At 69.3% G+C, this 18750-nt stretch carries 23 protein-coding genes; all 23 read right to left on the minus strand.

Annotated elements, in window-relative coordinates:
- Positions 1 to 35: 35 nt before the first annotated feature.
- Positions 36 to 284, minus strand: a complete 249-nt coding sequence (locus Ade02nite_RS32750; protein WP_203772312.1) for a hypothetical protein — start codon at positions 282 to 284, stop codon at positions 36 to 38.
- The gene (locus Ade02nite_RS32755; protein ID WP_239169232.1) at positions 281 to 1864 is read right to left on the minus strand and encodes a flagellar biosynthesis protein FlhF; all 1584 of its coding nucleotides are present in this window, start codon (positions 1862 to 1864) and stop codon (positions 281 to 283) included. The genes Ade02nite_RS32750 and Ade02nite_RS32755 overlap by 4 nt, the downstream gene beginning before the upstream one ends.
- Positions 1854 to 3896: a flagellar biosynthesis protein FlhA gene (flhA, locus tag Ade02nite_RS32760; RefSeq protein WP_203772316.1), complete on the minus strand. Its 2043-nt coding sequence runs from the start codon at positions 3894 to 3896 to the stop codon at positions 1854 to 1856. The genes Ade02nite_RS32755 and flhA overlap by 11 nt, the downstream gene beginning before the upstream one ends.
- Positions 3897 to 4037: 141 nt before the next feature.
- Positions 4038 to 5129 carry an EscU/YscU/HrcU family type III secretion system export apparatus switch protein gene (locus tag Ade02nite_RS32765; RefSeq protein WP_203772319.1) on the minus strand — a complete coding sequence of 364 codons (1092 nt, stop codon included), beginning with the start codon at positions 5127 to 5129 and terminating at the stop codon, positions 4038 to 4040.
- 12 nt (positions 5130 to 5141) lie between these two features.
- The gene (locus Ade02nite_RS32770) at positions 5142 to 5906 is read right to left on the minus strand and encodes a flagellar biosynthetic protein FliR (protein ID WP_203772321.1); all 765 of its coding nucleotides are present in this window, start codon (positions 5904 to 5906) and stop codon (positions 5142 to 5144) included.
- Positions 5907 to 5919: 13 nt separating this feature from the next.
- Positions 5920 to 6780, minus strand: a complete 861-nt coding sequence (fliP, locus tag Ade02nite_RS32775) for a flagellar type III secretion system pore protein FliP (protein WP_203772323.1) — start codon at positions 6778 to 6780, stop codon at positions 5920 to 5922.
- Complete coding sequence (locus tag Ade02nite_RS32780; protein ID WP_203772325.1) at positions 6777 to 7196, minus strand: flagellar biosynthetic protein FliO; 420 nt, start codon at positions 7194 to 7196, stop codon at positions 6777 to 6779. Before Ade02nite_RS32780 ends, fliP begins: the two co-directional genes overlap by 4 nt.
- A gap of 4 nt (positions 7197 to 7200) precedes the next feature.
- Positions 7201 to 7959, minus strand: a complete 759-nt coding sequence (fliN, locus tag Ade02nite_RS32785; RefSeq protein WP_203772327.1) for a flagellar motor switch protein FliN — start codon at positions 7957 to 7959, stop codon at positions 7201 to 7203.
- Complete coding sequence (locus tag Ade02nite_RS32790) at positions 7956 to 8876, minus strand: flagellar motor switch protein FliM (protein WP_203772329.1); 921 nt, start codon at positions 8874 to 8876, stop codon at positions 7956 to 7958. The genes fliN and Ade02nite_RS32790 overlap by 4 nt, the downstream gene beginning before the upstream one ends.
- Positions 8877 to 9017: 141 nt before the next feature.
- A complete protein-coding gene (locus tag Ade02nite_RS32795) occupies positions 9018 to 9464 on the minus strand; it encodes a flagellar basal body-associated FliL family protein (RefSeq protein ID WP_203772331.1) in 447 nt (148 codons plus the stop codon).
- 14 nt (positions 9465 to 9478) lie between these two features.
- Positions 9479 to 10513, minus strand: coding sequence for a flagellar motor protein MotB (locus tag Ade02nite_RS32800; protein ID WP_203772333.1), 1035 nt, complete (start codon positions 10511 to 10513; stop codon positions 9479 to 9481).
- Positions 10514 to 10516: 3 nt separating this feature from the next.
- Positions 10517 to 11308 (minus strand): motility protein A, encoded by a 792-nt coding sequence (locus tag Ade02nite_RS32805; protein ID WP_203772336.1) that lies wholly within the window; start codon positions 11306 to 11308, stop codon positions 10517 to 10519.
- Positions 11309 to 11310: 2 nt separating this feature from the next.
- On the minus strand, positions 11311 to 11589 hold the full coding sequence (locus Ade02nite_RS32810; protein WP_203772338.1) for a flagellar FlbD family protein: 279 nt from the start codon (positions 11587 to 11589) through the stop codon (positions 11311 to 11313).
- Between the two features lie 201 nt (positions 11590 to 11790).
- Positions 11791 to 13059 carry a flagellar hook protein FlgE gene (locus Ade02nite_RS32815; protein WP_203772340.1) on the minus strand — a complete coding sequence of 423 codons (1269 nt, stop codon included), beginning with the start codon at positions 13057 to 13059 and terminating at the stop codon, positions 11791 to 11793.
- A 28-nt stretch (positions 13060 to 13087) separates the two neighbouring features.
- The gene (locus Ade02nite_RS32820; RefSeq protein WP_203772342.1) at positions 13088 to 13549 is read right to left on the minus strand and encodes a flagellar hook assembly protein FlgD; all 462 of its coding nucleotides are present in this window, start codon (positions 13547 to 13549) and stop codon (positions 13088 to 13090) included.
- 120 nt (positions 13550 to 13669) lie between these two features.
- The gene (locus Ade02nite_RS32825) at positions 13670 to 14158 is read right to left on the minus strand and encodes a hypothetical protein (RefSeq protein WP_203772344.1); all 489 of its coding nucleotides are present in this window, start codon (positions 14156 to 14158) and stop codon (positions 13670 to 13672) included.
- A 7-nt stretch (positions 14159 to 14165) separates the two neighbouring features.
- A complete protein-coding gene (locus tag Ade02nite_RS32830; RefSeq protein ID WP_203772346.1) occupies positions 14166 to 14528 on the minus strand; it encodes a response regulator in 363 nt (120 codons plus the stop codon).
- The gene (locus tag Ade02nite_RS32835) at positions 14525 to 15010 is read right to left on the minus strand and encodes a chemotaxis protein CheX (protein WP_203772349.1); all 486 of its coding nucleotides are present in this window, start codon (positions 15008 to 15010) and stop codon (positions 14525 to 14527) included. Before Ade02nite_RS32835 ends, Ade02nite_RS32830 begins: the two co-directional genes overlap by 4 nt.
- Positions 15007 to 15393 carry a response regulator gene (locus Ade02nite_RS32840; RefSeq protein ID WP_203772351.1) on the minus strand — a complete coding sequence of 129 codons (387 nt, stop codon included), beginning with the start codon at positions 15391 to 15393 and terminating at the stop codon, positions 15007 to 15009. The genes Ade02nite_RS32835 and Ade02nite_RS32840 overlap by 4 nt, the downstream gene beginning before the upstream one ends.
- Positions 15394 to 15400: 7 nt before the next feature.
- Positions 15401 to 16246, minus strand: coding sequence for a CheR family methyltransferase (locus Ade02nite_RS32845; RefSeq protein ID WP_203772353.1), 846 nt, complete (start codon positions 16244 to 16246; stop codon positions 15401 to 15403).
- A complete protein-coding gene (locus Ade02nite_RS32850) occupies positions 16243 to 17427 on the minus strand; it encodes a protein-glutamate methylesterase/protein-glutamine glutaminase (protein ID WP_203772355.1) in 1185 nt (394 codons plus the stop codon). The genes Ade02nite_RS32845 and Ade02nite_RS32850 overlap by 4 nt, the downstream gene beginning before the upstream one ends.
- 13 nt (positions 17428 to 17440) lie before the next feature.
- On the minus strand, positions 17441 to 18313 hold the full coding sequence (locus Ade02nite_RS32855) for a hypothetical protein (protein WP_203772357.1): 873 nt from the start codon (positions 18311 to 18313) through the stop codon (positions 17441 to 17443).
- Positions 18313 to 18750, minus strand: coding sequence for a chemotaxis protein CheW (locus Ade02nite_RS32860; protein ID WP_203772359.1), 438 nt, complete (start codon positions 18748 to 18750; stop codon positions 18313 to 18315). The genes Ade02nite_RS32855 and Ade02nite_RS32860 overlap by 1 nt, the downstream gene beginning before the upstream one ends.

The following is an 18750-nucleotide window of genomic DNA, read 5'->3' on the forward strand; positions in this document are numbered from 1 at the left end:
GGCGAGCGCCGGTCCTTTTCCTTCGTCGCGTGCCGTCAGGCCGGCTTCTCGGCCTCGTGGGCCTCCATCGGCGTCGGCGTCACCGGCGTGCCCGGCTCCTCCTCCTCGCGCCGGCCGTAGCCGGCGGTGACGAACCGCAGCGCGGCCAGGAGCAGGGCCGCGACCGGCACGGCGATGAGGAACCGGATCAGCACCTGGGTGATGTCGACCTGGTCGAGCACGTAGCGGTACAGCGCCGGCGCGCTCATCAGGAGCGCGAACAGCAGGACCGACGGGCGAATCACTGCTGGCGTACCGAACGGGTGACCCGGCGGGGCGCGGCCACGACCGGCGCCACGTCGGAGGCGATCCGCGCGCAGAGCATGGCGGCCCACGCGTGCGGGGTGGCCGGCTTGCCGTCGAGCGAGTGGATCGGCAGGTCGAGGCCGAGCACCGAGCCCGGGTCGGCGGTGAGCTCGACGCCGTGCACGACCAGGGACTCGACCTCACCGAGCGTGCGCAGGTGGCGGGCCGTGTCGGCGGTCTTGCGGGTGGCGTCGACGACCGCCCAGAGCGCGGTGGCGCCGATCGCGTCGCACATCTCGTTGACCCAGAGCGGGTCGGTGCCGCCGACCGGGGCGTCCAGCACGACGACCCAGGACTGCTCGGCCTGGTGCAGCTTCTCGGCGCGGGTCTCGGCCGCCTCCGGCGTGGAGATCAGGCGGGACGAGTGCAGCCCGGTGCCGGCCGTCGACGGCGCGGCGAGCAGCAGGTGGTTCTCCGGCACGTCGATCTGCTCGAGGAGCTGCCGGGCGATCGGCACGGCGATGTTGATGTCGCCGGCCACCACCAGGATCTCGCCGGGGCCGTCCGGGATGCACGGCGCCGCGGGACGGGCCGCCAGGACGCTCAGCACACCGGCGTACGTGTCGCTGCCGGTGATCTGGCGGGCCATCGGCTCGGGCATGCCGACCGAGACGAGGTTGCGGACCACCTGCTCGGAGGCGGAGACCGGCTCCGGGGCGGGCACGGCCGAGACCGGGGTGACCTGGCGGAAGCCGTACGTCTCCGGCTCCGGCTCGGGCACCGGCGTCTCGTCGACCTCGACCTCGCTGGCCGCGAGGCCGCCGATGTGCTCGGCCAGGGTCCGGGCATGCGCCGGCGAGGTCGGCGCCACGGCCGGCGGCTCCACGGGCGGCGGGGGCGGGGCCTCGGCGACCGGTGCCGCCGCGACCGGTGCCGCCGGGGCGTGCGCCGGCGAGGCGGGCGCCGCGGCCGGCGACTGCGGCTGGACGTTCTGCACCGGCTGCGGCTGGAAGGGCTTCGGCGTGTTCACCGCCGACTCGGTCGCCGCGGCGGGCCGGAACGGCCGTACGGTCGGGGTCTCCTCCCGCGGCGGCGGCGTGGGCCGCGAGCGCTCGGTGGCCGTGCCGCCGGCCGCGTCGAGCCCGGCCATCAGCTCGGCGAACGCCGCGCCGGTGTCGCCGATGGCGGCGTGCCGGCCCTCGTCGGCGCCGAAGTCGTTGCCGGCCGCCGGCGGCTTCGGGCGGGCCGTGGCGAAGCTCGCCGGGCTCACCGACCGGGGCGTGGCCGTGCCGAACGCGGGACGCGCCGGCTCGTCGATCCGATCCTGCGACTCGGCTCGCTCGAGGAGCCGCTCCAGGCTGTGCTGGCCGTTGTCGGCCGTCTTGGCGCGCTGTGGCATGTCGTTCCCGTCCTCGTTCGCGTCCGGCACTTCCACGGAAAGCTCGTAATGCTGCTTCGCGAAGAAGCCGCCGACACCGCCACTGCGGACCTTGTCGGCTGAGATGATCCGGACACGGGAGCCGTACTCATCGCGGACCTGAGCCAGCAGTGGCTCGATGGCCGGTCCCTCAAGCAGCACCCGCGTAGGCACCGTTCACCACCCCTATCGTCTCGATCTGTGCTGTGGAACCAGAGATTTCGCCGTACGACAGCACCTGCACCCGGCGCGATCCGGCGCGCAGAAGTCGCATCAGTGGCAGCCGCAGCTGTGGCGAGCAGGCCAGCACCGGGGCCAGGCCCTGCTGTTCCGCGGTCTCGGCGAGCCGGGCGGCCTCGGTGACGATCGCCTCGGCACGCATGCCGTCGATCGCCATGAAGGCGCCGGTCTCGCTGGGCCGCAGCGATTCGAGCAGTTGCTGCTCGAGCATGGGGTCGAGCGTGATCACCGTGAGCCGGCCGCCGGTCGCGTACTGGGCGGCGATCGCCGGGCCCAGCGCCGCACGGGCGGCCTCGACCAGGCTGTCGGGGTCGACGGTGACCTTCGCTCGCAGGGAGAGAGCTTCGAAGATGCGGACCAGGTCGCGGATCGGCACGCCCTCGTCGAGCAGCGCCTGGAGCACCTTCTGGATCTGGCCGAGGCTCAGGATCGCCGGGGTCAGTTCCTCCACCACGACCGGGTGGGTCCGCTTGACCATCTCGGTCAGCGCGCGCACGTCCTCGCGGCCGAGCAGGCGGCTCGCGTTGCTCCGGACCACCTCGGCGAGATGCGTGATGATCACGCTGGCCCGGTCGACGACAGTGGCGCCGGAGAGCTCGGCCTGGTAGTGCAGCTCGGACGGGACCCACTTGCCGGGCAGGCCGAAGACCGGCTCGACGCCGGCGCGCCCGGGCAGGCCCTGGAGGCCGTCGCCGATCGCCAGCACGGTGCCGGGCGGCGCCTCGCCGGTGCCGGCGTCGACGCCGGAGATGCGGATCGCGTAGGAGGAGAGCGGCAGGTCGAGGTCGTCGCGCGTGCGGACCGGCGGCATGATCACGCCGAGCTCCATGGCCATCTTGCGGCGCAGGGCGCGCACCCGGTCGAGCAGGTCCCCGCTGCTCGCGTCGACGAGGTCGACCAGGTCGGGCGAGAGGGCCAGCTCGAGCGGGTCGACCCGCATCTCGCCGAGCAGCTGCTCCGGCGAGTCGGCCGGTGGCATCTCGACCGCCTCGGCGGCGGCCACCTCGGCCTCCGGCACCGGGTCCTTGATCCGCTGGGCGATCACCAGGACCGCGACGCCGACCATCAGGAACGGCAGCTTGGGCAGGCCGGGGATGACGCAGAGGGCGAGCGCGGCGGCACCGCCGATGCGCAGCGCCAGCTTGTTCTGGCTGAGCTGGGCGGTGACGCTGGAGCCCATGTCGCCGGAGGTGGCCGAGCGGGTCACGATCAGACCGGTGGCCACCGAGAGCAGCAGCGCCGGGATCTGCGAGACCAGGCCGTCGCCGATGCTCAGCAGGCTGTAGTGGTTCATCGCGTCGCTCGCCGACATGCCCTGCTGGGCGACGCCGATCGCGAAGCCGCCGACCAGGTTGATGAGCGTGATGATGATGGCGGCGATGGCGTCGCCCTTGACGAACTTGGAGCCGCCGTCCATCGCGCCGTAGAACTCGGCTTCCTCGGCGACCTCGGCGCGGCGCTTCTTGGCCTGGTCCTCGTCGATGAGCCCGGCGTTGAGGTCGGCGTCGATCGCCATCTGCTTGCCGGGCATCGCGTCGAGGGTGAACCGGGCGCCGACCTCGGCGACCCGCTCGGCGCCCTTGGTGACCACGACCATCTGGACGATCACCAGGATCAGGAAGATCACGAGGCCGATGACGAGGTTGCCACCGACCACGAAGCTGCCGAACGCGTGGATGACCTTGCCGGCGTCGCCGTCGCGGAGCACCAGGCGGGTGGCGCTGATGTTGAGCGCGAGCCGGAACAGCGTGGCGACCAGCAACAACGCGGGGAAGACCGAGAAGTCCAGGGGCTTCTGCACGAACATGCTGGTCAGCAGGATCAGCAGGGCGGCGGTGATGTTGACCGCGAGCAGGGTGTCCAGCAGGAAGGTCGGCATGGGCACGACCATCATGAGGATGATGCCGATGACCCCGATGGGCACGGCAAGCCTGCTGAGGTTGCGGTTCTTCACGGCACCTTCCAGGAGTGGTCGCCGTCCTGGCGCATGTTCCGTTCGGCGTTCCGTCGCCTTCACTGAGCAGGGTGTGACTCACCCACGAGCCGATCTTCTCGCGTCCACGGGACCGATGTGAGGAAATCTCCGTATTTTTCGTTATGCGGCTGCTGTTGCGGAGTTGGGGCTGCGGTGCAGGCCTGCCGCCGACCCCTTCGACTTCAGGCTCATCACGAACGCCAGCACCTTGGCCACCGAGCCGTAGAACTCGGCGGAGATCTCGGCGCCCACCTCGGTGCTGCCGTAGAGGGCGCGCGCCAGCGGCACGTCCTCGACCATGGGCACCCGGTGCTCGGCCGCCAGCTCGCGGATCTTGAGGGCGAGCGGCCCCTGGCCCTTCGCCACCACCCGGGGCGCACCCTTCTGCGGCTCGTAGCGCAGCGCCACCGCCACGTGGGTCGGGTTGACCAGCACCACGTCGGCGGTCGGCACGTCGGCCATCTGCCGGTTGCGGGCCATCGCCATCTGCCGCGCGCGGATCTGCGCCTTGATGAGCGGATCGCCCTCGGTGTTCTTGTACTCCTGCTTGACCTCCTCCTTCGTCATCCGCAGCTGCTTGTTGGTGCGGCGGCGGACCACGAAGTAGTCGGCGGCGGCCATCACGATGCCGGCGACCGAGGCGGCCCGGATCAGGCCGAGGATGGCATCGGTGACCACGCCGAGCAGGGAGGTGAGCGGCAGCTGCCCGGCGGTCATCAGCACCGGGACGACGTCCTTGGTGGTGATGTAGAGGACGCCCGCGAGCACCAGGGTCTTGATCAGTGCCTTGGTGCCCTCCCACAGGGCCTGCGGGCCGAACATGCGCTTGATGCCGGGCAGCGGGTTGAGCCGGCTGAACTTCGGGATGAAGAGCTTGGTCGCGACCCGGATGCCGCCCTGCGCGCCGGCCGCCGCCACGCCGACCGCCATCATCGTCATGGCGAGCGGCAGCACGGCCCAGGCCGCGCCCATCATCGCCTCCTTGAGGATGGCGAGGGCCTGGGACGTCTCCGGATCCGCGATCACGTCCGGGAGCTGCACCATGATCTCCTCGGCGTGCTTCATCGCCGATTCCATCGTGCGGGGCAGCAGGATGCTCGCGGCCAACATGCCGAACCAGGCGCCGATGTCCTGGGTGCGGCCGATCTGGCCTTCCCGCTTCGCCTTCTTGAGTTTCTGCGGTGTCGGCTGTTCGGTCTTCTCACCGGCCATGGCTCACCCCCCTCAGCCGCCGGTGAGCTGGAGCACCGCGCTGACCGCGCGCTCCACCAGCTTGCCGACCACCCCCGGCAGGGCGGTGATCGCGAGACCGGACAGCAGCAGGACCAGGAAGATCTTGGCGGGGAAGCCGAGCTGGAACGCGTTCAGCGCGGGGGCGACCCGGTTGAGCAGGCCGAACGCCACGTCGGTGAGGAACAGGACGGCCACCAGCGGACCGGCGATCTGGATCGCGGCCACGAACATGTCGCCGATCCCCTTGAGCAACACCTCGCTGAACGTGTTGAGCGCGAAGGTGGCGTCCAGCGGCACTGTCTTGAACGACTCGAGGAAGCCGCGCAGCACCATCTGGTGCCCCTCGGTGACGAAGAGCAGCGTGACCGCGACCAGGTTGTAGAACTTGCCGAAGACCGAGCTCTGATTTTGCGACAGCGGGTCGTAGCCCATGGCCAGGGTGAAGCCGCCGAAGAGGTCGAGCAGGTCGCCCGCCGCCTGGAGGGCCGCGAAGAGCAGGGCGGTGATGAAGCCCAGGGAGGCGCCGACGAAGACCTGCAGGGCCGCGCTGAAGATGATGTCGGAGGTCTCCAGCGACGGGAGGGTCCCCCGCAGGTACGGCGCGAGCGGCAGCGTCAGCCCCACCGAGAGCAGGGCCTTGACCGTGCTGGGGATGAGCCGCGAGTTGAACGGCGGGCAGATCATCAGCCAGGCGCCGGTGCGTGCCGCGCCGAGCATGATGGCCAGCAGGTCGGCGATGGGGACGTCGAGATTCATCGGTACGGCGCATTCACCGGTACGACGACACGAGCGCGGTGAGGATCAGCCCCCACCCGTTGACCAGCACGAACAGCAAAAGCTTGAAGGGTAAAGAAATAGTGACCGGTGGCAGCATCATCATGCCCAGCGACATCAGGGACGCCGAGACGACCATGTCGATGAGCAGGAACGGGATGAAGATGACGAAGCCGATGATGAAGGCGGCCCGCAGCTCGGAGAGGATGAAGGCGGGGATCAGCGTGGTCAGCTCGACGTCGTCGCGGTTGCGCGGCCGGTCCTCGCCGGAGAGCTTGACCAGCAGCGCGACCTCCTCCTCGCGGGTGGTCCGCCACATGAAGTCCCGCAGCGGCTTCACGCCGTCGTCGAAGGCCTGCGACTGGGTCTTGTCGCCCTTGAGGTAGGGCTGCACGCCCTGCTCGTTCATCGCCGAGACGGTCGGGCCCATGATGAAGAGGCTGATGAACAGGGCCAGGCCGGCCAGCACCTGGTTGGGCGGCATCGAGGTGAGGCCCAGCGCGTTGCGGGTGATGCCGAGGACCATGAAGATCTTGGTGAAGCACGTGCAGAGCAGCAGCAGCGCCGGCGCGACCGACAGGACCGTCAGGCCCAGCATGATCACCAGCGAGGCCGCGGGCCGGCTGCCGTCGGGGTTGGTGCCGTTGACGTTGAGGTTGATGCTCGGCTGGTTCGGGCGGCCCGGCGGGGTGGGCGGCGCCGGCGCCCGGTCGGGCAGGGCGACCACCACCGCGGCGGCGCGCTCCGGCGCGCTCGGCCGGGCCCCGGCGCCCGGCTGAGCCGGCGCCGGTCCGGGCAGCAGGACCAGCGCGAGCCCGAGGCCCGCGAGGATCGTCAGCAGAGCGCGCCGCATCATCGGCGGGTCGTCCGATCGCGCAGGAAGCCCACGGTCTGCGACCAGGTCTTGGGTGACAGGAGCGAGCCGTCGAGCCGGCCGGGCGCGCCGGCGGGATGCCGTGCCGGCAGCTCCTCGGCGGTCAGGTCGGGCCCGAGCGCGAGGTGGTCGCGGTGCTCGTGCGGATGCTTCTCGAAGTCCTCGACGTCCGCCTCGCCGAGCAGGCTCACGTTCTGGTCGGTGACGCCGAGGATCATGGCCCGGTCGGCCACCCGGACCACGGCCACCGCCGCGCCCCGGCTCAGCTGCTGGCGGTTGAGGATCACGAGCGGACCGTGCCCACGACCGAGCGGCCGGCGGATCAGGCGCGCCAGCAGCCACATCATGCCCAGGATGACGAAGAGCGAGAATCCGATCCGCAGGGCCAGCTCGAACAAGGCCTTACCCCTCGGCGCCCGGTGCGACGATCTCGGTGATCCGGATGCCGAAGTTCTCGTCCACGACGACCACCTCGCCGCGCGCGATCAGGCGACCGTTGACCAGCAGGTCGGCGGGGCTGCCGGCGGCCCGGTCGAGCTCGACGATCGCGCCGGGGGTGAGCGAGAGCAGCTCGCGCACGCTCATCCGGGTGCGGCCCAGCTCGGCGGAGACCTCCATCTCCACGTCGTGGAGCATGTCCAGCCCGCCGCGCATCGGCATCGGCGCCGATTCGGCCCGGCGGGCCACCCCACCGGCCGCGGCGGCGGGATCCTCCACCGGCCAGGGGCTCAGCGCGAGGGCCAGGACGGCGCGGATCTCCTCGCCCTCGACCAGCGGCACCGCGACCGCGTCGTCCTTGGCAGCGAGCGCACTGAGCGCCACGCCCGGCTCCATCACCGTGCCGGGGTCGAGGACCACCGGGCCGAAGACGCGGGCCGCGGCCTCGAGCGCCGGGCGCACCGCGGCGGTCAGGTCGAGCTCGCCGATCGGGCTCTCCTTGAGCGCGTCCGCCAGGTCCTGCCCGACCACCACGACCACCTCGCCGGTGGCCGCGCCGCTGAACCTCGCGGTCACCGCCTGTCCCTCGGCCAGGACGTCCGCGGTCGCGGTGATCGGGTCGGCGACGGCCAGCGGGCGGCTGGTGGGCAGGACGGCGAGCGCGGCGTCGGCGGCCGTCCGGGCGAGCGCCAGCTGCGGCGCGGTGATGGTGGGCGCGGTCATGAGCGGCCAGACTCCTTGGGCGAGGACTCCTTGGGGGACGGCACCACGAGGCATGCGAGCCGGGCCCCCTGATTACCGGGAACTGCATGGGCGAAAACGGTCTCGTTGACTGTCACCTCGAGCGGCCGGCTGGTCGGGTGGCCCAGCGGTACGACGTCGCCGGGCCGTAGGTCCACGATGTCATCGGTACGCATGCGAATGGGCTGGAATCGGATCGCAACATCGAGCGGAGCCGCGGAAAGCCCGGCGGTGATGTTGCGCAGCGCCGTGTCCTTGGTGGCTCGCTCGGCGTCGCTGAGCACGATCGCCTCGGTGCGCGACAGCACCGGAAGGATCGTGTTGAACGGCAGGCAGATGCTGGCCAGGCACTCCTCGGCACCGATCTTCATGTCGAAGGTGGCGACCACGCAGGCGTCGCCCGGCTGGTGCGCGCGCAGGAACTGCGCGTTGTACTCGATGTCCTTGAGCTTGGGGTGGATGTCGACCAGGCTCTCGAACCCGTACCGCAGCTCGCCGAGCATCCGCTCCAGCAGGCCGCGCAGCAGCGGCATCTCGACCTCGGTCAGCGGCCGTTCCGGCTGGGGACCGCCGGGACCGCCGAGCATGTGATCAATCGCGGTCATCGCCGAGCCGGTCGACATCTCCATGAGCACCGAGCCGGGCAGCGGGTCGAGCACCACCACGGCGATCACCGTGGGGTTGTTCAGGGAGGCGACGTACTCGTCGTAGTTCAGCTGCTCGATCGAGACCAGGCTGACGCTGCTCACGGCGCGCAGCCGGGTGGTCAGCAGGGTGCCGCAGCTCCGGGCGTACGTCTCGAAGGACATCTGCAGCGTGCGGACGTGCTCACGGGAGAGCTTGATCGGTTTTCGGAAGTCGTACGGGGCCGGCCCTTGACCCTGCCCACGACGCGACATCCTGCCCGGGGAACGTGCGGCTGTGGTCACGTCGTCCCCATCGGCTCGTTTCCGGATCGGCTGAGCCGGAGCGCCGTTTTCGCCCTGGAAAGGCGATTCGGGCGGGTCCACCGAGGTGAACCCGCCCGAAGGGTGAGTGTCTTACTGGGTCACGAACTGCGTGTAGTAGATGCCCATGACCTCCTGGACACCGTCCTTCGTCGTGTAGGCCTTCTCGATCTTCGCCAGCAGGTCCTCCTTGATGGCGGTCCGGCCCTTCTCGGTCTCGAGCTCGGCCACCTTGCGGCCGGTGTACTCGTCGATCGCCAGCTCGATCGCCTCGCTGGTGTCGACGGCCTCGGCGGCGTCGGCGGTCTGCTGGAGCGAGAACGCCAGCTTCAGGTAGTGGCCGTCGGCCAGGTTGATCGTCAGCGCCTCGTCGATCGCGGTCACCACGCCCTTCTCGGGCTCGGCGGCCTCGGCGCTGTCGCCCTTGAGCATGAAGAACGCTCCGGCGCCACCACCCAGCAGCACGACTGCGGCGATCACGATGATCATCAGCATCTTCTTGGACTTCTTCGGCGCCTCTGCCTGGGCGTCAGTGCTCATATCGGTGCTCCCCCTCAGTTGTGCGAGCTGGTCGTGGTGGTGGACTCAGTGGTGCTTTCGGTCGTGCTGGTGGATTGCTGAGCGGCCTTCTCGGCCGCCGCGGCCTGCGCCGAGGTCTGGCCGGTGTGCAGCTTGCTGTCCGAGCCGGCGGCGGCCGGCAGCAGCGCGGCCTGGTCGGCGGTGAGCGTGGTCAGGACGACGATGTCCACGCGGCGGTTCATGGTGATCGACCGCGGGTCGGACGGGTCGATCAGCGGCTTGGTGTCGGAGAAGCCGACGGCCGTCATGCGGTTCTTGGCGAGGCCCTTGCCGATCAGGTAGCGCACCGTGGTCGACGCGCGGGCCGCCGAGAGCTCCCAGCCGCTCGGGTAGTAGGACGTCTGCACCTTGAGCTGGTTGGTGTTGCCGTCGACCTCGATGTTGTTCGGCAGCTTCTTCAGCGTCGGCGCGATCGCGTCGAGGATCTTGCGGCCGCCCTGCTTGAGCTCCGCCCGGTTGCCGGCGAACACCACGTCGTTGGTGATGACCGTGACCACCAGGCCGCGCTTGTCGATGGTGAACTTGACCGAGCCGAGCAGCTTCTGCGCGGCGAGGACGTCGGAGATCTGGTTCTCGATCTTCTTGAGGTTCTCGGCCTCCTTGGTCGCCGCCTGGGCGTCCTGCGAAGCCGCCTTGCGGTCCTCCGCGGCCATCGCCGCCTTGACCGCCTCCTGCTGCTTGGCAGTCAGGTTGGACGAGCCTTCCTTGCCGTCACCCGGGTTGGCGCCCGGGTCGATCTGGACGATCTCGGCGCTGTTGCCGGAGCCGTCCAGGGTTGAGGTCTGACCGGAGAACGCGACACTCTGCGCGCCGAAGCCGGCGGACAGACCCGCCGCCAGCTCGGCGAACTTCTTGCTGTCGACGCTGCTCATCGAGTAGAGCACGACGAACAGAACGAACAGGAGGGTGAGCATGTCGGCGTACGACACGAGCCAGCGCTCGTGGTTGACGTGCTCCTCGTGCTCCTCGTGCTGCTTCTTGCGCTTGGCGCCCCCGCCGCCTGAGCTCATGTGCTACGCCGCCTTCTTGGTGTTCGCGGCCGCCTCGGCCTTCTTGGCCTCGTCCGGCGGGAGGAGGCTGCGGAGCTTCTGCGCCACGAGGCGCGGGTTGGAGCCGGCCTGAATGGCCAGGACACCGTCGACGACCAGCTCCATCTCCTCGGCCTCGATGCCGCTGAGGCGGTCGAGACGAGCGGCGAGCGGGAGCCAGATCACGTTGGCGCTGAGCACACCCCAGAGGGTCGCGACGAACGCGGCGGCGATCGAGTGGCCGAGCGTCTCGGGCTGGTCGAGGTTCTCGAGCACGTGCACGAGGCCCATGACCGTACCGATGATGCCGATCGTGGGGGCGTAACCGCCCATGTTCTCGAAGAGCTTCTTGCCGGCCTTGTCGGCCTTCTTCTTGGCCGCGATCTCGGCGTGCAGGACGTCGTGCAGCTCCTCCGGGTCGGTGCCGTCGATGGCAAGCTGCAGACCGCGCTTGAGGAACGGGTGCTCGACCGTCTTGACCGCGTCCTCGAGGGCCAGCAGGCCCTCGCGGCGGGCGCGCTCGGCCAGCTTGACGATGTTGTCGACCAGCTGGGTCGGCGGCGTGACCTTGGCGAGGAACGCCTTCTTGAGGTTCGCGCCGATGCCCGTCGTGTCCTTGAGGACACCGCCGGCCATACCGGCCATGAGCGCTCCACCGAACACCAGGAGCATCGACGGGATCAGGATGATGGAGGCCGGCGAGCCGCCCTCCAGGATCTGCACCGTGAAAACGATGATGAGTGCAACAACTACACCGACGATCGTTGAGATGTCCATGTTCAGCGGTCCTTCCGGTGCAGCGTGAGCACCTGGGCGTCGTGGTCGTCGTCAGACGGGATGGCGGCGGCCGCGGGCTGGGCCTCGAGGCGGGAAGCTTGGGAGATCAGCGAGGCGCGGTAGAGGCGCACTGAATCGATGAACTCGGGCACGGACTCGGCAATGACGTACTTGGTGCCGTCGACCAGCGTGATGACCGTGTCGGGCGTGCACTCGGCGCGCTCGATCAGGTCGGGGTTCAGGGCGAACACGGCACCGTTGATGCGGGTTACGAGGATCACTTACATCCGTCCTTGGGTGGTGGTGTGGTCCTGGGCTGGTGGGCCGTCCGTGGCCCTTCACCGTGTAGTTCGGCGACCTGACGGTTGCTGATGAGATCCGTCCGGTCGCGCTTCGGGTGCAGCCGATCGGCCAAAAGACAACGGCCGGGACGGGCACGGATGTGCCTGTCCCGGCCGCCGGCCGGTCGGAGAGAGCTACTGCTAGCGCTTCATGCTGACGAGCTCCTGGAGCAGCTCGTCGGAGGTGGTGATGACCCGGGAGTTGGCCTGGAAGCCGCGCTGGGCGATGACCAGGTTGGTGAACTCCTGGGCGAGGTCGACGTTCGACATCTCGACGGCGCCACTGATCACCTGGCCGAGGCCGGAGCTGGTGGGCGTGCCGACCTGGGCCAGGCCGGAGTTGACCGTCGAGCGGTACATGGAGTCACCGGTCTTCTCGAGACCGTTCACGTTCTTGAAGGTGGCCAGGGCGACCTGGCCGAGGATCTTCTTCTGGCCGTTGCTGAACGCACCGATGATCTGGCCCGTGTCCGACACGGTGTACGACAGCGACGCCAGCGTGCCGGCCGCGTTGCCGTTCGAGTCGGAGACCCGTGCCTCGGTGAGGCCGTGATACATGGTCAGGTCGGCGCCGTCGATGTCGAGGGTGTCGCTGAGGTTGGCGTCGATTCCCGTGAGGCCCGTGAACGAGAGCTTGGTCGCCGAGGGCTTGCCGTCGACGAAGGTCAGCTCGCCGGCCGGGTCCGTCATGTCCACGGCGTTGTCGATGTCACCGGACTTGCCCACCTTGACGGTCCAGACCCCCTCGGCGTCGTCCGCCGTCGAGGTGCGCTGGAAGAACGCCGACAGGCTCACCGGGCTGCCGTACTTGTCGAACGCCTTGAACGGGATCTCGACCGGAGCCAGATCGGCGGGGTCGGTGACGCCCTCGGGGAAGTCGTTGGTCAGGTTGCCCTTCATCTCGATCGTGCTGGTCGCCACGGGCGGGATGCTCTGGCCGAGCGGCATCTTGATGTCACCCGGCTTGCCGGCCGTGTTGACCACGCCGTCCTCGGCCGTCCAGCCCTGCACCGGCTCACCGGTCGCGGTGGCGAGCACACCGTTGGCGTCGAAGAAGAACGAGCCGGCCCGGGTGTAGAGCTCCTCCTGACCGCGGCGGGTGATGAAGAAGCCGTCGCCCTGGATCATCATGTCGCCGGCCTTGCCGGTCGTCTGCGCCGATCCCTGGCTGAAGTTCGAGCTGATGCCGGCGTTGCGGACGCCGAGGCCGACCTGGGCCGGGTTGGTGCCGGCCATGCCGTCCTGCGGCGATCCGGCCGCGCCCACCATCTGGCTGAGCGTGTCCTGGAACTGCACGGTGCTGGCCTTGTAGCCGACGGTGTTGACGTTGGCGATGTTGTTACCCGTCACATCCATCATCATTTGATGGGCGTGCAGGCCACTGATGCCCGAGTAAAGAGAGCGCAGCATGACTGAGGTCCTTCGCGGTTGAGGAGGATTACGGCTTGGGTGTCTCGCCGGTCGCGTCCGTCGTCGTCTGGACTTCCATGACCTTGGACAGCTGCACATCCGTGTCACCGACCCGCAGGGTCGGTTCGCTGTCGCCGTTGAGCTTCGCCGCCGATATGACTCCCGTGAGCTTGGCCCCGGAGTCGTCGAGGTAGGTGACCGTCTTGCCGACCAGCGAGCTGGCACCGACCAGCTGCTGGGCCTTGAGCATGTCGGCGACCTCGCCCAGCTTCTCGACCTGGGTGAACTGCGCCGTCTGTGCCAGGAACTGCGTCGAGTCGGCGGGCTTGCTGGGGTCCTGGTACTTCAGCTGGGCCACCAGCAGCTTGAGGAACGTGTCCTTGTCGCCGAGCGACTTGGGTTTCTCCGGCGTGCCGGCCTTGGCCGCGGCGGCGGCCCCCGCGGCGAACGTTCCCGAGGGTCCCGTGGATCCGGAAGTCGGTGAGGTCATCACGCACTCCTGTCCTTTTGCAAGCTCGAACTAAGCTTCGACAGGTCTGCGGATTTGCTTAGCCACTAAAAAAGCACGGACCCGCAACCAGCGGGTCCGTGCTTTGCTGCGGCTCGGGCGTCAGGGCGCGAGCGAGAGGCTGAACTTGCCCTTGCCGTAGCGGTTGACCTCGACCATGAGGTCGACCCGGCGGCCGAGCGCCATGAGGTGCGCCCGGGCGTCCGCCGGCAGCGGATCGCCGGGGTAGACCACCTGGTAGAGCTTGATGTGCGGGGCGCCCTCCTTGTTGAGGAGGCTGGTCAGCACGTTGCAGAGCTCGCCGACGTTCTCGGCGAGGTTGGGGAACAGCTTCTTCTCGTCGATGCTGTCCTCCGCGGCGCCCGCCGGCAGCAGGCCGAGGGCGGCGCCGGCGTTCGCCGAGAGAGCGAGATCCATCCCGAGGACGCCGTAGATCTGCTGTGCGTTGTCGGTGAAGATGGCGATCGTCGAGGTGTTGACCTCGTCCGCCGAGAGCGGGTCGCCGGGGCTGACGGTCACTTCCCGGCCGAGCAGGTCCTCGAAGAGGTTGCGAACGGCCAGGGTGCCTGGAAGAACCGAGACGTCGGACATGTCGTAATCATCCCAAAATAGGAGCGAAGACCTCATCGAATCGCTCAGCCGAGAACGGCTTCACGATGAAAAAAAGGGCACCGGCCGCTTCCGCCTGCTCTTTCATCTCAGGCGTGCTCTCCGACGTCACGAATCCGAACTTGACGTCGTTGCCGGCGGCACGGAGCTGCCGCAGCACCTCGATGCCGGTCATCTCGGGCATGTTCCAGTCCGAGAGAACCAGATCCGGGTTCTCCGACTTGGCCATCTCGAACGCCTGCTTGCCGTCCGCGGCCTCGATCAGGTCGTGATCACCGAACCCTGCCTGGCGCAGAGTGCGAACCACGATCTGCCGCATCACCCGACTGTCATCGGCGATGAGAATCTTCATTCCGCGCCCTCCTTATCGGTACTGCGGCTCTGCCACATGGAAATGGACACCGGCTCGCCGTCCCAGACGCCGTAGACACCGCTGATCCGTTCGGTGTTGGGGAAACGAGCCGTCGCTTCGGGCGCCAGTACCACCTGCGGCAGTGACAGCAGCGCCCCCGGCGGCAACATGGCCTTCACGTTGCCCCCGACGATGTTGGCGAGCTCACCGAGCACATCCGACACGTCCTCCTCGCTGACCTCGTCCACTTCCATGGCGAGGAACGCGGCGGCGGCCCGGCGGGCCGCCTCCGTCGAGGAGGCGTAGACGATGTGCCCGGTCCAGGATCCGGTGATGGACACCGAGGAATGGACCTCGGAGGGCTGGTTCTCGTCGTACGTGGGGATCAGCGGGTTGATGCCCTCCGGATCCAAGTACGACTCCCACACCTGCTCCACCATCTCGGCGAGGTCGCTCTCATTGACCTCGACTTCGACGCTCATGAATTCGCTCCGGTCGGCACGAGGCCCAGCAGGGCCAGCTTCTCGATCATCGCGCCCTCGGTGAAGGGCTTGATCACGTACTCGTGGGCGCCCGCGGCGAGCGCTCGCACGATCTGGCTCTGTTCGCTCTCGGTGGTGACCATGACCAGCGTCATCTCACGCAGACGCGGATCGGCCCGGACGTTCGTGACGAACTCGAGCCCGTTCATGTTGGGCATGTTCCAGTCGATGAGGGCCAGCTCCGGCACCTCATCCAGGGTGGCCAGCAGGTCCAGGGCCTCCTTGCCGTCCCCTGCCTCCAGCGCCTCGAAGTTGAGCTTCGAGACGATGCGCTTGAGGATCATGCGCATCGCGCGGGAGTCGTCGATCACCATGGCGCGCATCGCGGCTTCATCCCCTTCTCGCGGCGCCCGCGGGCGCCCCGGTACGTGCTCGGTAGGCGGACGTGCGGCCGGCGGCCACCCGCTCGTAGTTGTCGTCGATCCCGATCGTGGTCTCGGCCGCGCCCAGGAAGAGCCAGCCGTCCGGTCGCAGCACCTTGGCCATGTTCTGGAGCACGCTGCGCTTGGTGGCGACGTCGAAATAGATCAGGACGTTGCGCAGGAAGATCACGTCGAACGGCTGCATGGCCGGGAACGGCGCGGTCAGGTTCATCAGCTTGAACGACACGTTCCGGCGCAGCTGCTGGCTGATCCGCCAGTGCGCGCCGGCCCGCTCGAAGTACTGCACGAGCTGTTGTGCCGGCAGGCCACGGTTCACCTCGACCTGGCTGTACTCGCCGGTCTCCGCACGCTTGACCATCTCCGTCGAGATGTCCGTTCCCATGATCTCGTACGACCAGCCCGGCGGCAGGTTCTCCTGCAGAGTGATGGCCAGGCTGTACGCCTCCTGACCGCTGGAGCTCGCCGCCGACCAGATGCGGATCTTGCGGGTCGCGGACCGCGACTTGACCAGCTCGGGCAGGACCACGTCGGTGAGCGCCGAGAACGGCTCCCGGTCCCGGAACCACGAGGTCTCGTTCGTGGTCAGCGCGTCGATGATCTTGCGCTGGTTCTGTGGGTTGGGCCGCCGCTGGAGGTCGGCGAGGAACTCGCTGACGTTGGGCGCGCCGACCGACCGGGCGACCGGAATGAGCCGCGCCTCGACCAGGTACTCCTTGCCGGGAGCCAGCACGATCGAGGCCTCCCGCCGCACGAGCTGCGAGACGAAGGCGAATTCGGCTTGCGAGAGAGTCATCGGGCCACCGCCGCGGACCGGCCGCTCTTGATGCGGTTGACCAGGTGGGCCGCGATCCTGTCCAGGGGAAGGATCTCGTCCGCCAGGCCCGCCTGCACCACCGCGCCGGGCATGCCCCAGACCACCGAGGTGGCCTCGTCCTGCGCCAGCACCTCGGCGCCCGCGTCTCTCAGCACTTTCGCACCACCTCGTCCATCATGTCCCATTCCTGTCAGTACGGTCGCGTACGCCGAAGCGCCATAGAGGGCCGCCACCGACCGGAACATCACGTCCACGGCCGGACGGCAGGAGTTCTCCGGCGGCGCGCCGCTGAGCTGCGTCAGCGTGGCGGTGCCCCGGCGGTGGAACACCAGGTGGTTGTCACCCGGCGCGATATAGGCCCATCCGGCCGTCAGTTCCATCCCGTCACCCGCCTCGACCACCCGCAGCGGGGTGCTGCGGTCCAGCCGCTCGGCGAACATCTTGGTGAAGACGGGCGGCATGTGCTGCGTGACCACGATCGGCACGGGGAAGTCCGACGGCAGCCCCTGGAGCACCTTGGTGAGCGCGTCCGGCCCGCCGGTGGAGGAGCCGATGCAGAGGATGTCGATCCGCCCGCCCGCCGTGGCCCGCTTGGCGGGGCGTGCCCCCGGCGGGCCGGCCGGCGCCGCGGGACGGCCCGGGCCGGAGGGCGGCAGACCTGCCCTCTGGGGCGCCGCACCGGGCCGGGTGCCCGGCCGCAACGGAGCGGGCGCGGCGGGGCGGGCGGGCGCGCCGGGAGGCGCGGTGCCCGGTCGCTTCTTGCCGGCGAGCGCGTAGATCTTCGGCACGAGCTCGTTGCGCACCGCGGCGATCGACTCGTTCACGGATCCCACGTTGCTGGGCTTCGTGACGTAGTCGGTGGCGCCCGCGGACAACGCCTCGAGCGTCGCCGTCGCGCCCGAGGCGGACAGCGTGCTGAACATGATCACCGGGATGTGCTTGTGCCGCTTGCGCAGCTCGCGTACCGCCGCGATGCCGTCCATCTGCGGCATCTCGATGTCCATCGTGATCACGTCGGGCTTGAGCTGATCGATCTTGGCCTGGGCCAGTTGCCCGTTCGACGCCGTGCCGACGACCTCGATGTTCTCCGCACCGCCGAGCGCGTCGACGATCAATCGCCGGACCACCACGGAGTCGTCGACGACGAGGACCGAAATCACCAGACCACCTCCTTCACCCGAGCCACGCGGGACCGAGAGCGGCGACCACAGGTGCGAGGAGACGATGAGCGGTGGAGGTGTCGAGCAGATCCCGCACCACCAGCGCCTGCACCGCGCCGCTGAGCATGTTCCAGACGCCGCCGGCCCGGTCGGCCAGCGGGATCGCGGCGGTGTCGACCGCCTGTACCAACAGCATCTGCGCCGCGGCGGCGGTGCGGACCCGATCCGAGAGATACGCCGCCCACGAGGCGGAATGCACCGCCGGCGACCAGCCACCGGCGTTGCGGCGGGCGTCCTCCGCCGAGGCCACCAACCGGCTGAGATCCGTGGTGCGCAGCGAGCGCAACCGGTCGAGCAGCGCGGAGACCGTGTAGTGGTGCGGGCCGAGGTCGATCGGCGCCCCGGTCGGGAGCTTGCGCATCGCCGCCACCCAGCCCGCGCCGAGCCGCCGGCGCGTGTCCGCGTCCAGCACCTCGCGCAGGTAGCTCGCCACGGCCGCGTCGCAGATCAGCGCGGTCGCCGACGCGGCGGTCTCGGTCTGCGTCGCGTCCCGGCCGCTGCCGGTCCACGTCCAGGCCATCACGTCGTACCTGATGCAGGTGAGCAGCGCGTCCACCGAGCCGATCGGCGCGCGCTCGACCAGGGCCAGGCTGCCCGCCGGGTCGTCCTTCGACATCCCCTTGAGCGACGGCATCCGGTGCGCCGCGCTCTCCACCTCCACCCACAGCGGACCGCGCACCCCCTCGTCCGGCAGGCGCCCGGCGAGCACCTCCAGGTCGGGGGCGCTCAGCCGAAGTCCGCGCAGCAGCACCTCGGCCGTCGCCGACCCACCGGTGAGGCGGGTCAGGTCGAAGCCGAGCACCGGCGCGCTGACAAGGCTGTACATCAGGTGGTGGCGCGGTGGGTGTCGACGGCCTGGTTGACGTCGAGGGCCAGCATCAGCCGGCCGTCCAGCTTGAACGTGCCGACCACCAGCTCGCGGGTGGGACCGCTGAGCGTGTCCGGCGGCGGCTCGAACGTCGCCTCGTCGAGGTCGACCACCTCTCCGATCTTGTCTACCACCAGGCTGACCGGCTCGCCGTCACCTCGCAGGATGACGTTCATGACCGGGCCCTGAAGCGCCTTGCGCGCCATGCCGAGCTGCACCCGCAAGTCCACCGCGGCGATCACCTGACCGCGGAGGTTGAACAACCCGCCCACGGCCGCCGGGGCGAGCGGCACCGGCGTGTACTCGTTGTACGAGAGCACCTCCTGCACCGTGTGCACCTCGACACCGAAGAGCTGGTCCGCCACCTCGAACGTGGCGAACTGTCGGCTCGCCAT

This window comes from Paractinoplanes deccanensis, from assembly GCF_016862115.1.
GTDB classification, from domain to species: Bacteria; Actinomycetota; Actinomycetes; order Mycobacteriales; family Micromonosporaceae; genus Actinoplanes; species Actinoplanes deccanensis.

Bases quoted from the DNA above. Each gene is read 5' to 3' on its own strand.
- Ade02nite_RS32765 (WP_203772319.1), bottom strand. From the start codon at position 5,129: ATGGCCGGTGAGAAGACCGAACAGCCGACACCGCAGAAACTCAAGAAG.
- Ade02nite_RS32770 (WP_203772321.1), bottom strand. From the start codon at position 5,906: ATGAATCTCGACGTCCCCATCGCCGACCTGCTGGCCATCATGCTCGGC.
- fliP (WP_203772323.1), bottom strand. From the start codon at position 6,780: ATGATGCGGCGCGCTCTGCTGACGATCCTCGCGGGCCTCGGGCTCGCG.
- fliN (WP_203772327.1), bottom strand. From the start codon at position 7,959: ATGACCGCGCCCACCATCACCGCGCCGCAGCTGGCGCTCGCCCGGACG.
- Ade02nite_RS32790 (WP_203772329.1), bottom strand. From the start codon at position 8,876: ATGTCGCGTCGTGGGCAGGGTCAAGGGCCGGCCCCGTACGACTTCCGA.
- Ade02nite_RS32795 (WP_203772331.1), bottom strand. From the start codon at position 9,464: ATGAGCACTGACGCCCAGGCAGAGGCGCCGAAGAAGTCCAAGAAGATG.
- Ade02nite_RS32800 (WP_203772333.1), bottom strand. From the start codon at position 10,513: ATGAGCTCAGGCGGCGGGGGCGCCAAGCGCAAGAAGCAGCACGAGGAG.
- Ade02nite_RS32805 (WP_203772336.1), bottom strand. From the start codon at position 11,308: ATGGACATCTCAACGATCGTCGGTGTAGTTGTTGCACTCATCATCGTT.
- Ade02nite_RS32815 (WP_203772340.1), bottom strand. From the start codon at position 13,059: ATGCTGCGCTCTCTTTACTCGGGCATCAGTGGCCTGCACGCCCATCAA.
- Ade02nite_RS32820 (WP_203772342.1), bottom strand. From the start codon at position 13,549: ATGACCTCACCGACTTCCGGATCCACGGGACCCTCGGGAACGTTCGCC.
- Ade02nite_RS32825 (WP_203772344.1), bottom strand. From the start codon at position 14,158: ATGTCCGACGTCTCGGTTCTTCCAGGCACCCTGGCCGTTCGCAACCTC.
- Ade02nite_RS32830 (WP_203772346.1), bottom strand. From the start codon at position 14,528: ATGAAGATTCTCATCGCCGATGACAGTCGGGTGATGCGGCAGATCGTG.
- Ade02nite_RS32835 (WP_203772349.1), bottom strand. From the start codon at position 15,010: ATGAGCGTCGAAGTCGAGGTCAATGAGAGCGACCTCGCCGAGATGGTG.
- Ade02nite_RS32840 (WP_203772351.1), bottom strand. From the start codon at position 15,393: ATGCGCGCCATGGTGATCGACGACTCCCGCGCGATGCGCATGATCCTC.
- Ade02nite_RS32845 (WP_203772353.1), bottom strand. From the start codon at position 16,246: ATGACTCTCTCGCAAGCCGAATTCGCCTTCGTCTCGCAGCTCGTGCGG.
- Ade02nite_RS32855 (WP_203772357.1), bottom strand. From the start codon at position 18,313: ATGTACAGCCTTGTCAGCGCGCCGGTGCTCGGCTTCGACCTGACCCGC.
- Ade02nite_RS32860 (WP_203772359.1), bottom strand. From the start codon at position 18,750: ATGGCGAGCCGACAGTTCGCCACGTTCGAGGTGGCGGACCAGCTCTTC.